The organism is Rhodopseudomonas sp. BR0C11 (assembly GCF_010820945.1).
In the GTDB taxonomy this organism is placed as follows: domain Bacteria; phylum Pseudomonadota; class Alphaproteobacteria; order Rhizobiales; family Xanthobacteraceae; genus Rhodopseudomonas; species Rhodopseudomonas palustris_H.
In genome coordinates, this window is the sequence record NZ_QTKI01000106.1 from 1 (window position 1) to 13,228 (window position 13,228).

Consider the following 13,228-nt stretch of genomic DNA (forward strand, 5'->3'; position numbering starts at 1 on the left):
ACCACCTTTTAATTCGCCGGCAGCGTCAGATGGGTATAAGAGACAGTCACTCTCCCGGAGCATCTCGCGGGCGACGGCGCGATCGGTGATGTCGATATGCGCGCCGACCATCCGCACCGCACGCCCCGACGCATCGCGCTCGATCCGGCCCTCAGCCGCGATCCAGCGCACTTCGCCGTCGTTCGGACGGATGATGCGATACTCGGCCGAGTAGCGTTCGGAGGTGCTGTTGACGAGATCGAGAAACTGCCGCTCGGCGCGTTCGCGATCCTCGGGGTGCAGTCGGCGCACCCAATCTTCATGCGTCTCGTTGACGGCCTCCGGCGGCAGGCCGTGGATCGCCAGATACTCCGGCGAGCGGTGATTGCGGAACCCGGCGGTCAGATCCACCACCACACCGCCGACCTTGGCAATGCGCTGAACCTCCGCGAGTTCCCTTTCCCGATCGATGAGCGCCTGCTCGGACGCCGACAGCTTGTTGGTCACCTGCAGCCTCTTGGGGCCTTGTTGCGCCAAACCTAGCGCAATCTCCGGTGACGAGTCGACCTGGGGACGCTCCGATCGCGATGGAACTCATCGGTTCCATCAAGCAGCTCACGGCGCAGGTAGCATCAGGGTGAAGACCGCGCCGCCCCCGCTGCGGTTCGCCGCCGCCAGCGTGCCGCCGTGTTCGCGCGCGATGCCGTAACTGATCCACAAGCCGAGCCCAGTACCTTCACCGACCGGCTTGGTGGTGAAGAACGGCTCGAAGATCTTGTCGATCAGCCCGTCGGGCAGACCGGCTCCGTTATCCGAGATAGTGATGACGATCTGGTCGCCGTTGCGGCGCGCGGCGATCTCAATCCGCGGCGCCGCCTGGCCGCGCACCGCGTCGAGCGCATTGTCGATCAGATTGACGATAATCTGGTGGAACTGGCCTTCGTTGCCGAGGATCTGCAGATCCGGCGCGATATCGAAGGCGAAGTCGACGTGATGCGGCTTGGCGCGCGCCGCCCAGCGCACCGCGGTGCGCACCACGCGATCGACATCGACACGCAGGCTCTCGCCGCTCTTCGGGAAGCTGAGCCGCCGCAGGTTCTTGACGACGTCGGCGACCCGCATCGCACCTTCCAGCGTGCCTTCGATCAGCGAGCCGTAATCGGCGAGCAGCGCGTCGATCTTCAAGTCGCGGCGCAGCCGTTCGATCTCGCCAGGTTCGGCGCCGCGATGGATCGCGCCGAGATACGCCGACATCCGGTCGCGATAACGATCGAGCGTATGGATGTTGCCGTAGATGAAGCTGATCGGATTGTTGAGTTCGTGCGCAACGCCGGCGACCAGGCGGCCGAGGCTCGCCATCTTCTCCTGCTCGACCAGTTGGCGCTGCGCGTGCTGCAGCTCGCTGTGCGCGGCATGCAGCGCCTCGTAGGCGCGGCGCAGCTCGCCGATCGGCCGCCCAGTCAGTACCGCGCCGAGCCGGTGCCCCGCCGGATCGCAGCGGGTGGCGCCGTTGATCGCATAGAGATCGGACAGCCCGCGCTCGGTGACGAAGCGGATTTCGAGATTGCTGATTTCGCTCGGACACTGCGCCTGCAACAGCGCATCGATCCGGCCGCGATCGGCGGGATCGACAAGATCGGTGAGCGACCGATGCAGCAGCGTGCCGGCGCTGTCGCCGAGCAGCCGCACCGCCGCCGGATTGACCTGCAGGATGCTGCCGTGGCGATCGCAGACGATCAGGATGTCCGACACCGACTCGATCACGCTGGAGATGAACGCCTGCGCCTCCTCCAGCGCCGCGTTCTTCTCTTCCAGATCGGTCTCGTAACGCAGCAGGTCGGCGTAGACCTCGTCCATCTTGCGGATCACTTCGATCCACGCCGCCTCCTGGTCGCCGGCAAACGGCGACGGCAGTTGCGAGCCGACCCGGTCGATCAGACTCTCGCGACCGCCGCGATCAGACCTCATCGGCAAGACCCTTGCGCAGATCGTAGCGGCCGAGCTTGTTGCGTAGCCCGACGCGCGACAGCCCGAGCTCGCCGGCAACGCGACTGATATTGCCGCCATGGCGATCGAGCGCCTCAGAGATCATGTGCCGCTCCAGCGCTTCGATGTTGGTCTTCAGCGTCGCGCAGCCGTTGCGCACCGGCTTGAGCTGGATCGGCTCGCCGCCCTGCCGCACCCGCGGCGACAGATCGCCTTCCTGCAGCCGATCCTCGGTCGCCAGCACCACCATGCGCTGGATTTCGTTCTGCAGTTCGCGCACGTTGCCCGGCCAGTCGTAGTGCCGCATCCGGTTGAGCGCCGCCGGCGCGAAGCCTGCAACGTTGCGGCCGTAGGACTTGGCGACGTCGGCCAGCACCTTGGCGGCGATCAGCGGAATATCCATCGGCCGCTCACGCAGCGCCGGCATATGCAGCGGGAACGCCGCTAGCCGGTAGTACAGATCGCGCCGGAACCGGCCGGCGCGCACTTCGGCCTCCAGATCGCGGTTGGTCGCCGCCACGACGCGGACGTCGACCTTGCGGACCCGCTGCGCGCCGAGCGGACGGATCTCGCTTTCCTGCAGCACGCGCAGCAGCTTGACTTGAAATGCCGGCGAGGTCTCGCCGATCTCGTCTAGAAAGATCGTGCCGCCATCGGCCACTTCAAACAGACCAATGCGGTCCTGATAGGCGCCGGTGAACGCGCCCTTCTTGCAACCGAACAGTTCGCTTTCGAGCAGCTCATCCGGCAACGCGCCGCAGTTCTCGACCACGAACGCCTTGCCGGCGCGCGCCGAGCCGTAATGGATCGCTCGCGCCAGCAATTCCTTGCCGGTGCCGCTCTCGCCGGTGATCAGCACCGAGATGTCGAACTCCGCAGCGCGCTTACCGAGCTCGATGACCTCACTCAGCGGACTGTCCGGCGCATGCACGATGCGATCGAATTCGTACAGCTTGCGGGCGGCGCCGCGCTTTTCGGTGACGACGCGCTGCGCCCGCTCCGGCGTCAGCTTGATGTCAATGCCGGCGGTCTCGGTTTCCTTTTGCAGCATGAAGAGCTGCACCGCGCCGCGGACGATATCGAGCAACCGGTCCGGGTGCCACGGCTTAGCGATGTACTGATAGATTCCGGCTTCGTTGATGCCGGCGATGATATCCTCGCTGTCGGAATAGCCGGAGATGATCATCCGCACCGGGTCGGGCCAGGTTTTGCGCACATCCTTGAGAAAGTCGACGCCGGTCTCGTACTGCATCCGCTGGTCGCACAGGATGGCGTGAACGATTTCACTTTCCAGCACCCGCCGCGCCTCGCCGGCATCGCGCGCGCAGATCACTTCGAACTCGTCGCACAGCACCCGTTTCAGCGATTCGAGCGACCGGATCTCGTCGTCGACCACCAGCACTGTCGCCTGTCCACTCATCCCCGTCGTCCCGTCACGCAACGAATTGAACCAAACACCATCAACAAATCCGCGGCAACTGCTCGCCGGCCAGCCAATCGACGATCCGGCCGCCGCCGAATGCCGTGGTCATCTGCACAAAATGATGATCGTCCTCGATCACCTCGCCGATGATCGCAGCATCGCGCCCGAGCGGATGCGCCCGCATCGCGGCGAGCAGCGCATCGGCCGCCTCGGGCGCAGCGACCGCCACCAGCTTGCCCTCGTTGGCGACGTAAAGCGGATCGAGCCCGAGCAGTTCGCACGCCGCTGCCACTTCGGGCCGCACCGGCACTGCATCCTCATCGAGCCGGAAGCCGACTGCGGATTGCTGCGCCAATTCGTTCAGGGTGGCAGCGAGCCCGCCGCGGGTCGGATCGCGCATCACCCGCAGGCACTGCGGTGCAGCCGCCACCATCGCGGCGACCAGCTCGTGCAGCGCGGCACTATCGGACTGGATTGACGTTTCGAACGCGAGGTTCTGCCGCTGCGACATCACCGCAACGCCGTGGTCGCCGATGAAGCCTGACAGCAACACCTTGTCGCCCGGCCGGGCCTGTTCGGCGGACAACACCAAGTCACGCGGTGCGATGCCGACGCCGGTCGTGGTGATGAACACGCCATCGGCCTTGCCACGCTCCACCACCTTGGTGTCGCCCGTGACGATCGGCACGCCGGCTGCGCGCGAGGCCGCCGCCATGCTGTCGGCGATCCGCTTGAGGTCGGCGAACGCAAAGCCCTCCTCGATGATGAAACCGGCGGACAGATACAGCGGCCTGGCGCCGGCCATCGCGACGTCGTTGATAGTGCCGTGCACCGCGAGCGAGCCTATGTCGCCGCCGGGGAAGAACAGTGGCGACACCACATAACCGTCGGTGGTCATCACCATTCGCCCAGCCGCGACCTCGAACGCCGCCTGGTCGTTGCCGGCACGCAGCATCGGGTTGTCGAAGGCGGCATGAAAGATCTCGCTGATCAGATGCGCCATCGCGCGGCCGCCGGCCCCGTGCGAGAGGTCGACGCGGCCGTGGGCGAGATCGAGCTTGCGCCGCCTGATCCGATCGCTCATGCCACCGCCCTCCGTGCGTGGTCGCGGAAGCGACCATAGGTCCAATGCGCCGCGCAGGCGCCTTCCGACGACACCATGCACGATCCCATCGGCGTTTCCGGCGTGCACAGCGTGCCGAACAGCTTGCAATCGGTCGGACGCTTGATGCCGCGCAGGATCGCGCCGCAGTCGCACGCCGGATTGTCGGCGGCGGAGATCTCCGCCATCGCGAAGCGGCGCTCGGCGTCGAACGCAGCATAAGCCTCGCGCAGACGAAGACCGCTCGCCGGCACGCGGCCGAAGCCGCGCCATTCGAAGCTGTCGCGCAGCTCGAAGATCGCCGCGACTTCTGCCTGCGCGATGCGGTTGCCCTCCGGCGTCACCGCGCGGATGTATTGGTTCTCGACGACATGGCGACCGTCGTTGACCTGCTGCACCAGCATCAGGATCGACTGCAGCACGTCGAGCGGCTCGAACCCGGCGACCACCACCGGCTTGGCAAAATCACGCGCGAACTCGGCAAATGCATCGGCGCCGATCACCGCGCTGACATGCGCGGGACCGATGAATCCGTCGAGGCGTGGCCCCGGCTGGCCATCGAGATCGGGATGTTCGAGGATGCCGCGGATTGCCGGCGGCGTCAGCACGTGATTGCAGAACACGCTGAAATTGCTGAGCCGCTTGGCGGCCGCGAGCTTGATCGCCAGCGCGGTCGGCGGCGTCGTGGTTTCGAAACCGATGGCGAAAAACACCACCTCGCGGGTAGGCTCCGCCTCGGCGATCGCGACCGCATCCAGCGTCGAATACACCATCCGGATGTCGGCGCCGGCCGCCTTGGCGCGCAACAGCGAGGTGCCGTGCGAGCCGGGCACCCGCATCAGATCGCCATAGGTGCACAGCGTCACCTCCGGGCGCTGCGCGAGCCGGATCGCCATATCGATCCGGCCGACCGGCAGCACGCAGACCGGACAGCCGGGGCCGTGCACCATCCGGACGTTCGGCGGCAGCAGATCTTCCAAGCCGTAGCGCGAGATCGCGTGGGTATGGCCGCCGCAGAACTCCATGAAGTGATAGCTGCGCGACGGATCGGCCGCCTGCGCGATTGCCGCCGCGATCTGCCGCGCCACCTTGCCGTCGCGATACTCGTCCACGTATTTCATCGCGCCGCCTCCGCCGATTGGCTCATCTCCGCGAGCAGCGCCAGCGTCTGTTTCGCCTCGTCCGGGTCGATCCGGGTCAGCGCGAAGCCGACATGCACCACGACGTAGTCGCCGACCGCCACGCCTTCGACCAGCGCGACCGACACAACCTTGCTCACGCCGTCGAGCGACACCCGCGCCATCTGCTCGGGCAGCAGCTCGACCACTTCGGCCGGAATGGCGAGACACATCAGTGCGGCTCCTTGCTGGCAGTGAGATGTTGTCCGGCGATCCAGGCCTGACCAAGGCTGAGGCCGCCATCGTTCGGCGGCACCTGCCGGGCAAGCAGCGGCGTCAGCCCTCGCGCCCGCAGCCGCGCCGCCAGATCTTCGCTCAGCACGCGATTGAGGAAACAGCCGCCGCCGAGCGCGATAGTGGTGAGTCCGCTCTGCTCCGCCGCCTGCACGGCCCACTCGGCCAGCGCGGCCGCGAGCGTGCCGTGGAACAGTTCGGCGCCGTCTCGCGGATCGATCCGCGACGTCGCCAGATGGGCGAGCAGCGGCGAGAGATCGAGCGTGCCGGCGCCGATCTCCCAACCGCCGCCCAGCACGCGCGGGATTTGCACCAGCGCTTCGAGCTGCATGGCCGCCTGGCCTTCGTAGCTTTGCACGGCGCAGACGCCGAGCAGGCCGGCGGCGGCATCGAACAGCCGGCCGGCGCTGGTGGTGGTGGCGCAGCCGTGATTGGCGAGCATCGCGGCGAGCGCAGCGGCGCGAGGGTGATCGACCAAGCGCGACGCGATCTCGTCGTCGCGCCCCAGCGCGTGCAGCGCAGCCGCCGCCATCCGCCACGGCTCGCGCGCCGCCGCATCGCCGCCCGGCAGCGCCAATGGTTTCAGATGGCCCAGCCGGGTGAACCGGGCGCCGTCGACGCGGAGCAGCTCGCCTCCCCAATTGCCGCCGTCGCTGCCGAGGCCGTGACCGTCGAGCACCAGGCCGAGCAGCGGCGTGTCGATGCCGTGCTCGGCGGCGATCGAAGCGACATGGGCGTGATGATGCTGCACGGCAATCAGCGGCAGAGCCAAATGGTCGGCGGCGAGGCTCTCGGCAAACCGGGTCGAGGCGAAGTCGGCGTGCAGATCGTGCGCGATTGCCGCCGGCTTCACGCCGACGAGACGCATCAGGTGGTCCACCGTCTCTTCAAAGAACCGTACGGTTTCGGCGGTCGCGAGGTCGCCGACATGCTGCGACACGAACGCTTCGCGGCCGCGGGTCAGCGTGATGGTGTTTTTCAAGTAGGCACCGACCGCCAGCACCGGCGGCATCTCGCGCGGCAGTGTGATCGGGCGCGGCGTGAACCCGCGCGCGCGGCGGATGAATGACGGCGCGCCATCGATCACCCGCGCGACGCTGTCGTCGGCGCGCACGACAATGCCGCGATCATGGCTGACGATCAGATCGGCGACAGATGCCAGCCGGCGCAGCGCATCCTCGGTCACGATCGGATCGCCGCCGAGATTGGCGCTGGTGGCGACCAGCACCAGATCGACCGGCGCGCGCTGCCACGCGCGTCCATCGGGCGCGCCGCTTGCGGCATGGAAGATCAGATGATGCAGCGGCGTATAGGGCAGCATTACGCCGACCGCATCCAGCGCGGGCGCGACCGACGGCGCCAGCACGCCGCGATCGCGCATCAGCACGATCGGCCGCTCGACCGACGACACCAACGTGCGCTCTGCCTCGGACGCGATGACGATGCGATCGAGCGAAGCCTCGGAGGCAACCATTACGGCGAACGGCTTGGCGTCACGGCCCTTGCGCCGGCGCAGTTCGGCGACGGCGGTTTCGTTGGTGGCGTCACACAGCAGATGATAACCGCCGAGGCTCTTCAACGCGACGATACGGCCGGCGCGCAAGCACGCCACGATCTCTTCGATCGGATGGCTGAGCTGCGGGCCGCAGCGCGGACAGGCGCTCGGCTCGGCGTGAAAGCGGCGGTTGTGCGGATCCTGATAATCGCGGCGGCAATCCTCGCACATCGTGAAGCCGGCCATCGAGGTATTGGCGCGGTCGTACGGCAGGCCGAGCGTCAGCGTGTAGCGCGGGCCGCAATGGGTGCAATTGACGAACGGATACAGATGAAACCGGCTAGCCGGATCGAACAGATCGTCGAGGCAGGCCTCGCAGGTTGCCGCATCCGCCCCGATCCGGGTGGTCACCACCCCGCCGCGGCTCTCCGCGATGCCGAAGTCCCGCTCGCCGCGCGCCCGAACCGTTTCGGTCTCGATGGTGTCGACCCGCACCAGCGGCGGTGCCTCACAGCGGAGCGCAACCAGGAACTCCGGCAACGCCGCGCCTTCGACCTCGATCAGCACGCCGTCCGCATCGTTGGCGACGAAGCCACCGAGCTGGTAGCGCTGTGCCAGATGGTACACGAACGGCCTGAAGCCAACGCCCTGCACCGCGCCGCGGACGCGCACGCGGGCGCGCTCGGCGGCAGCGGTGAGCGGCGTGGCCGGCTGCATGACGCTACTCGGCGGCGTTGGCGGCGGCGCGGACCGCAGCCGCGCGCTTGCCGATCCAGGCGTAGAACGCGGCCAAGCCTTCGCCGGTCTTCGCCGACACCGTCAGCACTTCGATGGTCGGGTTGACGCGCCGCGCATATTCGATCGTCGCGGCAAGATCGAAATCGAGATGCGGCAACAGGTCGATCTTGTTCAGCAGCAGCAGCTTCGCAGCGGCGAACATGTGCGGATATTTCAGCGGCTTGTCTTCGCCTTCGGTGATCGACAGCACCACCACCTTATGCGCCTCGCCGAGATCGAAGCCGGCCGGACAGACCAGATTGCCGACGTTCTCGATGAACAGCAGCCCGCCCTCGTGGCGCGGCAGCTGATCGAGCGCGTGGCCCACCATGTGGGCGTCGAGGTGGCAACCCTTGCCGGTGTTGATCTGGATCGCCGGCGCGCCGGTGGCGCGAATTCGCTCGGCATCGTTGGCGGTCTGCTGATCGCCTTCGACCACCGCGATCGGATATTGATCCTTCAGGTCCGAGATCGTTTTCACCAGCAGCGAGGTCTTGCCCGAGCCCGGGCTGGAGACGAAGTTGAGCGCGAAGGTGCCGCTCGTCGCCAGCCTGGCGCGATTTTCTGCCGCGTACGTGTCGTTCTTGGACAGGATATCGCGCTCGATCTGCACGATCCGCGGCTGCGACAGGCCGGGGATATGCACGCCGGCGAGCCCGGCCCCAAAATCGATGCTGCCACCAGCCGGCGCATGCACGTGACCGTGGTCATGCCCGTGATCGTGGTGATGATCATGGCCGTGGTTGTGATCATGCGTGTGCGGATGCGCGTGATCATGATCGTGGTGATGGTGATGATGTCCGTGGCCGTCGCCGTGAGAATGGCCATGGCTATGCGGATGGTCGTGACCATGACCCGGATCCGCACTGGCATCGCCACATCCGCAAACCGTACACATCAGTCGACCTCCAATTCCCTGATCCGCAATTCTTCGCCGGCGGTGATCTGCAAGTGATGGCCGCCGCAATCCGGGCATGGCGCGTCACGCTGCGCGATCGTCACCGTCTTGGCGCAGTCCATGCACCAGGCGGCGCCGGGCATTTCGAGAATTTCAAGCCGCGCATCGGCCGCGATGCCGCCATGCGCCACCGCCGAGAAGCAGAACCGCATCGCCTCCGGGTCGACATGGCCCAGCGCGCCGATCTCCAGCCACACCGCGCGCACCCGCGAAAACTGCTGCTCGCGCGCCTCGCGCTCGATGATTTCGATCATGCTCTCGCACAGCGCCATCTCATGCATCGGCGGCCTCGCGGAAACGGACATCGAAGCCGACGCAGGGATCGAACGCCGCGACCAGCCGCTCGACCCGGCGGCGATCGGCTTCGCTGGCTTGCAGCTTCGTCCCGACCAGCGCGCGGGCGAGCGGACCCCCGGGATGGAAATTCCACTCGGTCGGAGCCAGGATCTCGAACTGCCGGATCGCTCCTTCGGCGTCGAGCGCCATCAGGTGATACAGCCGGCCGCGCGCACATTCGACGGCAGCGAGGCCGATGCCATCGTCCAGTCTCATGCTCTGCGCGACTACAGCGGCGTCCGCATCTCCGTGCCGTACGACGCGTAGTTGCTCGGGCGTCGCGGCGATCTCGACCAGCCGCGCGAGCAGCCGGCCGAACAGGCCTGAGCCGAACGCGGCGACCACCGGGTGATGCGCATTGCGGGCGAAAGCGCCGGTCTCCGGCACACGGCCCGCCAGATCTGGACGCACCGCGAAGGACGGCCCCAACGCGATGAGTCGCTCGCCGATCGCGGCATCATCCGCCGCGGTGAGCGGATCGACCGCCGCCGCACCGAATTCAGCCTCGGCCACCAGCGGGCGGTGGAGCTCAGCCAGCAGCGACTCCGAGCCGAGCCACCGCCGGCAGGCGGCAACATCCGCAAACGAATCCGGCGTCAGACCGAGTGCTTCAAGTCCCTGCGCGATGCGGGTGATCGCGTCGTCATCGAGCGGAGCGGCGGGATTGATCGGCCGCGCGGCAATCATCAGATCGCGCAGCTGATGAGTGAGGGCGGGCGTTCCCGCACCACCGAGCAGCAGCACGGTGCCGCGCAGCAGCTCGATCATGCGCTCCGCCAGAACCGCACTGGCCTGCGCCGCAACGATCGCCGGCGCGGGTGAAATGCCGCGTGCCGCCGCGAGAGCTTGGGCCGCCGCAACGCCCTGCGCCGATGCGCACAGCGCGAACAGCCGCGGCACCAGCGCAACGATCGCCTCGCCGGATTTGCCTTGGGCCAGCCGACCGATGCCGATCGGTCGGCGCGCCGTGATGTCGAGCCGAACGACGCGATCGCCGCGGCGGACGATTCCGACCTCGATGCGATCCTCGCCCGGCGCCGCGGTCATGGCCGCCGCTCCATCCATGCGCCGCGCAGCAGGCCGCGGCGGTCGAGCGTGGTCGCCATCTTGCCCAGAGCTTGAGACGACGAGACCTCGTCAGCGGCCTGTTCGGGCTCGAGCACCGCGGCGAGCGCGGCAGCGGCAGCCGCTTCCGCCGCCGCTTGATCGGCGAAATCGAACATCGGCGAGAACAGCGAGCAGCTCTCGATTCCGCCGACGCCGTCGAGTTGCCCCACGGTGAACTCCAGCGCGCCGACCGGCAGCACGCGCGTCACCACCTCGCCCTGGCGGCGTTCGGCGGCCGTGGCGGAATCGAGCGGCAGCCGGACCAGATTCATGAACCAGGGCGTGACGATCACGCCGAACGCATGGTCGTCCAGCGCGCGGAAGCCGATCGCCGCGACATCGAGCGCGGGATTGAACACCGGCAGATCGTGCATCGCCGGCACCGCCGCGCGGTAGATCGCCGCCACCGCTTCGCCGGCGGCGCGCGCTTCGGCATCGCGGGGCGCTGCGACCTCAGCGGTCATCGTCCAGCCTCAGGAATTTGACCGGCGGAGCATCGCAGGTCGGGCAGCACCAATCGTCCGGCAGCGCCGCGAACGGCGTGCCCGGCGCGGCGCGACCGAGCGGATCGCCTTCGGCCGGGTCGTACACGGTCCAGCACACGCCGCATTCCATCCGGGTGCGCGGATCGGTTTCACTGTCGTGCGAGGTGGCGAATTCGGTCATCGGAAATACGCCTCGATGATTTCGCCGAGGCGTTCGGCGGAGTCCTGGAAGTCTTCATCGGCGGCGCGTACCGCAGCCGGCACGTCGCCGATCTCGATGGTGTCGAGGATCGGCGCGTCCATCGCATTGAGGAACTGCACCGACCAGACGTAGCGCGCGCCGGTCGCCAGCACGCGGCAGCTGCCATAGCCGCGCGACCATAGCTGGATCGCGCCATTGCCGAGCGTGGTGGCAAGGTGATCCATGTCGGCTTCGCTCATCGGCAGCAGCGTGAAGTTGATCACATGCGACGGCTGCCCGATCTGGTGCGCCGCCATCCGCTCGCGGATCTCCGCCAGCACCGGCTGTACGTTCATCGCCCCAGTCGGCGGCGCGGTGATCTCGATGTCGGGCGCGGGGAAATCCTGCGCGGCACGGCTAACGATCGCGGGGATCGAGCCGATCTCCAGATAATCGCGCGCCGGTCCGTCGGCGTCGCCCTCGATCCGCACACGCCACAGCCCGGCGAGTACCGATTCCTGCACCTGCGCGACGCGGCGGTCTGGCAGCGCGACGATGCCGGAGACCTCGCCTTCGCCGAGGATGTCGTCGAGCAGGCTGCGTTCGGCCTCGGACAGATGGTCGATCGATAGCAGCGTGGTCGGTGCTTCGACGCGCTGGGCGGCGAGCGCTTCGGCAAGCTGCGTCAGCGTGCCGGCAAGTAGCGGGCATTGCCGCGTCAATTCTTCGCCGCCGCGGGTCGCCAAGGCCGCGATCGCGCCGGCACCGGTGACGCCGAACCGCCCGGCATCGCCGGCACCGATCGGCAGCAGCGTCATTTCGATGTCGTCGCTGTCCGGCTTGGTCCAGTAGCCCACTCTCATGACTGCAACTCCGCATCACCGCGCCGATCGACCTCGGTCAGCATCGCGCCGATCTGCGCCAGATAGCTGGACCAATCCTGGATCTTGGCGATCACGCCGAGCGTGTGCCCCGGCTGCACCACCGCCAGGCTCGGACACACCGCGACGCCGAACTTCGCCATCAGGCCGCGTTCGGCCTCGGCGGCGACTTCGGCCGCGACCAGCCGGCCCGGAAACGCATTGATCAGTTCGGGCAGCACCACCGCGAGATCCGCGGCTTCCGGAAAGCGTGCGGCATCGCCGCGGAAGAACAGCACGACGATCTTGCCAGAGCGGGCGATGAAGTCGTCGACGTTGGCTTCGTCCACCAATGTCGGTGCATTTGGCCGCGCAGCCGCGCGCGCGAGCGAACCGCTCATGTTTCCTCCACTCCCGTTCCGGCGCTTGTTGTTATCGCCGCCGCTAATTCAGCAAGCGACGTGCCAGCCGGTAATCGCCTCGAATTGGCAGCAAACTAACCATTTTGCGATCGGTTCTGACCAATCGCGCGCTGCCGAGGTGGGGCTATGGAAACATAGTAACCGGCAGGTGGGAAGTAGACTTGTAGATGACGCGCGTTGATGCGCGAACAGTTCGCAACTACTGCGGGTCGCGGCGCAGATGCTCGGGCAGCTCGGGTTCGCGATCGATCAGATCGGCGAACAGATGCTCGAACCGCTTGCCCTCCAGCGCGGCGGCGACGCCGTCCAGCGCATCGTCGATCAGCCGCGCCTCTTTTGCATCGAGCCGGCGGATGGCGCTGTCGATGAACACCAGAAGCAGATCACCCGGGGCGACCTCGCCGATCAGCATGGTCGAGACGCTGCGATGCTCGCCGCGGCGCACGCACAGTGCCGTGCCCTCCTCGGTCGAAATCACCGTCATCGGCAGGCCGACGCACATCGCAGCAATCTCGCCTTTAATTACAGCGGCAGAGCGAGCGTGACACCGGCCGCCGCGATCGCGCCTCCAGCAAGGCGGAGCGACGGCGCCGGCGCAAACCGCGGCAGCGTCGCGCCGAGCGCGAGGCCGAGGCCGTGCAGCAGCGCGGTGGCGGCGACGAAGCCGGCGCCATAACCGAGCGGCTGTGCCAGCGCCGGCATCTC

16 protein-coding genes are annotated in these 13,228 nt (G+C 67.4%); all 16 read right to left on the reverse strand.

All coding sequences use genetic code 11. The annotated features are described in order from the left end of the window. A partial coding sequence (locus tag DYI24_RS28755) for a PAS domain-containing protein (protein ID WP_164572284.1) occupies positions 1 to 486 on the reverse strand: 486 nt, incomplete at its 3' end. Positions 487 to 594: 108 nt separating this feature from the next. Further along, positions 595 to 1,947, reverse strand: coding sequence for a sensor histidine kinase (locus DYI24_RS10785; RefSeq protein ID WP_164572285.1), 1,353 nt, complete (start codon positions 1,945 to 1,947; stop codon positions 595 to 597). Beyond that, complete coding sequence (locus DYI24_RS10790) at positions 1,937 to 3,385, reverse strand: sigma-54-dependent transcriptional regulator (protein WP_164572286.1); 1,449 nt, start codon at positions 3,383 to 3,385, stop codon at positions 1,937 to 1,939. The genes DYI24_RS10785 and DYI24_RS10790 overlap by 11 nt, the downstream gene beginning before the upstream one ends. A gap of 40 nt (positions 3,386 to 3,425) precedes the next feature. Then, positions 3,426 to 4,472, reverse strand: a complete 1,047-nt coding sequence (hypE, locus tag DYI24_RS10795; protein WP_164572287.1) for a hydrogenase expression/formation protein HypE — start codon at positions 4,470 to 4,472, stop codon at positions 3,426 to 3,428. Continuing rightward, positions 4,469 to 5,611: a hydrogenase formation protein HypD gene (gene hypD / locus DYI24_RS10800; RefSeq protein ID WP_164572288.1), complete on the reverse strand. Its 1,143-nt coding sequence runs from the start codon at positions 5,609 to 5,611 to the stop codon at positions 4,469 to 4,471. Before hypD ends, hypE begins: the two co-directional genes overlap by 4 nt. Further along, positions 5,608 to 5,841, reverse strand: a complete 234-nt coding sequence (locus tag DYI24_RS10805; RefSeq protein ID WP_107354391.1) for a HypC/HybG/HupF family hydrogenase formation chaperone — start codon at positions 5,839 to 5,841, stop codon at positions 5,608 to 5,610. The genes hypD and DYI24_RS10805 overlap by 4 nt, the downstream gene beginning before the upstream one ends. Further along, on the reverse strand, positions 5,841 to 8,114 hold the full coding sequence (gene hypF, locus DYI24_RS10810) for a carbamoyltransferase HypF (RefSeq protein WP_164572289.1): 2,274 nt from the start codon (positions 8,112 to 8,114) through the stop codon (positions 5,841 to 5,843). Before hypF ends, DYI24_RS10805 begins: the two co-directional genes overlap by 1 nt. 4 nt (positions 8,115 to 8,118) lie before the next feature. Beyond that, the gene (hypB, locus tag DYI24_RS10815) at positions 8,119 to 9,072 is read right to left on the reverse strand and encodes a hydrogenase nickel incorporation protein HypB (protein WP_164572290.1); all 954 of its coding nucleotides are present in this window, start codon (positions 9,070 to 9,072) and stop codon (positions 8,119 to 8,121) included. Continuing rightward, positions 9,072 to 9,413 (reverse strand): hydrogenase maturation nickel metallochaperone HypA, encoded by a 342-nt coding sequence (gene hypA / locus DYI24_RS10820; protein WP_011156506.1) that lies wholly within the window; start codon positions 9,411 to 9,413, stop codon positions 9,072 to 9,074. The genes hypB and hypA overlap by 1 nt, the downstream gene beginning before the upstream one ends. Continuing rightward, positions 9,406 to 10,515, reverse strand: a complete 1,110-nt coding sequence (locus DYI24_RS10825; RefSeq protein ID WP_164572291.1) for a nickel-dependent hydrogenase large subunit — start codon at positions 10,513 to 10,515, stop codon at positions 9,406 to 9,408. The genes hypA and DYI24_RS10825 overlap by 8 nt, the downstream gene beginning before the upstream one ends. Next, positions 10,512 to 11,039, reverse strand: a complete 528-nt coding sequence (hybE, locus tag DYI24_RS10830) for a [NiFe]-hydrogenase assembly chaperone HybE (protein WP_164572292.1) — start codon at positions 11,037 to 11,039, stop codon at positions 10,512 to 10,514. Before hybE ends, DYI24_RS10825 begins: the two co-directional genes overlap by 4 nt. Then, positions 11,029 to 11,241, reverse strand: a complete 213-nt coding sequence (locus DYI24_RS10835; RefSeq protein WP_164572293.1) for a rubredoxin — start codon at positions 11,239 to 11,241, stop codon at positions 11,029 to 11,031. Before DYI24_RS10835 ends, hybE begins: the two co-directional genes overlap by 11 nt. Then, positions 11,238 to 12,104 carry a hydrogenase expression/formation protein gene (locus tag DYI24_RS10840; RefSeq protein ID WP_164572294.1) on the reverse strand — a complete coding sequence of 289 codons (867 nt, stop codon included), beginning with the start codon at positions 12,102 to 12,104 and terminating at the stop codon, positions 11,238 to 11,240. Before DYI24_RS10840 ends, DYI24_RS10835 begins: the two co-directional genes overlap by 4 nt. Beyond that, entirely contained in the window at positions 12,101 to 12,502 is a 402-nt protein-coding gene (locus DYI24_RS10845) for a thioredoxin domain-containing protein (RefSeq protein WP_164572295.1), read from the reverse strand. Before DYI24_RS10845 ends, DYI24_RS10840 begins: the two co-directional genes overlap by 4 nt. Positions 12,503 to 12,722: 220 nt before the next feature. Continuing rightward, complete coding sequence (locus DYI24_RS10850; protein WP_164572296.1) at positions 12,723 to 13,025, reverse strand: HypC/HybG/HupF family hydrogenase formation chaperone; 303 nt, start codon at positions 13,023 to 13,025, stop codon at positions 12,723 to 12,725. 20 nt (positions 13,026 to 13,045) lie between these two features. After that, the coding region (locus tag DYI24_RS10855; RefSeq protein ID WP_205523470.1) for a HupE/UreJ family protein at positions 13,046 to 13,228 on the reverse strand (183 nt) is incomplete at its 5' end.

Coding starts and splice junctions, on each gene's coding strand:
- DYI24_RS10785 (WP_164572285.1), bottom strand. CDS start 1,947: ATGAGGTCTGATCGCGGCGGTCGCGAGAGTCTGATCGACCGGGTCGGC.
- DYI24_RS10790 (WP_164572286.1), bottom strand. CDS start 3,385: ATGAGTGGACAGGCGACAGTGCTGGTGGTCGACGACGAGATCCGGTCG.
- hypE (WP_164572287.1), bottom strand. CDS start 4,472: ATGAGCGATCGGATCAGGCGGCGCAAGCTCGATCTCGCCCACGGCCGC.
- hypD (WP_164572288.1), bottom strand. CDS start 5,611: ATGAAATACGTGGACGAGTATCGCGACGGCAAGGTGGCGCGGCAGATC.
- DYI24_RS10805 (WP_107354391.1), bottom strand. CDS start 5,841: ATGTGTCTCGCCATTCCGGCCGAAGTGGTCGAGCTGCTGCCCGAGCAG.
- hypF (WP_164572289.1), bottom strand. CDS start 8,114: ATGCAGCCGGCCACGCCGCTCACCGCTGCCGCCGAGCGCGCCCGCGTG.
- hypB (WP_164572290.1), bottom strand. CDS start 9,072: ATGTGTACGGTTTGCGGATGTGGCGATGCCAGTGCGGATCCGGGTCAT.
- hypA (WP_011156506.1), bottom strand. CDS start 9,413: ATGCATGAGATGGCGCTGTGCGAGAGCATGATCGAAATCATCGAGCGC.
- DYI24_RS10825 (WP_164572291.1), bottom strand. CDS start 10,515: ATGACCGCGGCGCCGGGCGAGGATCGCATCGAGGTCGGAATCGTCCGC.
- hybE (WP_164572292.1), bottom strand. CDS start 11,039: ATGACCGCTGAGGTCGCAGCGCCCCGCGATGCCGAAGCGCGCGCCGCC.
- DYI24_RS10835 (WP_164572293.1), bottom strand. CDS start 11,241: ATGACCGAATTCGCCACCTCGCACGACAGTGAAACCGATCCGCGCACC.
- DYI24_RS10840 (WP_164572294.1), bottom strand. CDS start 12,104: ATGAGAGTGGGCTACTGGACCAAGCCGGACAGCGACGACATCGAAATG.
- DYI24_RS10845 (WP_164572295.1), bottom strand. CDS start 12,502: ATGAGCGGTTCGCTCGCGCGCGCGGCTGCGCGGCCAAATGCACCGACA.
- DYI24_RS10850 (WP_164572296.1), bottom strand. CDS start 13,025: ATGTGCGTCGGCCTGCCGATGACGGTGATTTCGACCGAGGAGGGCACG.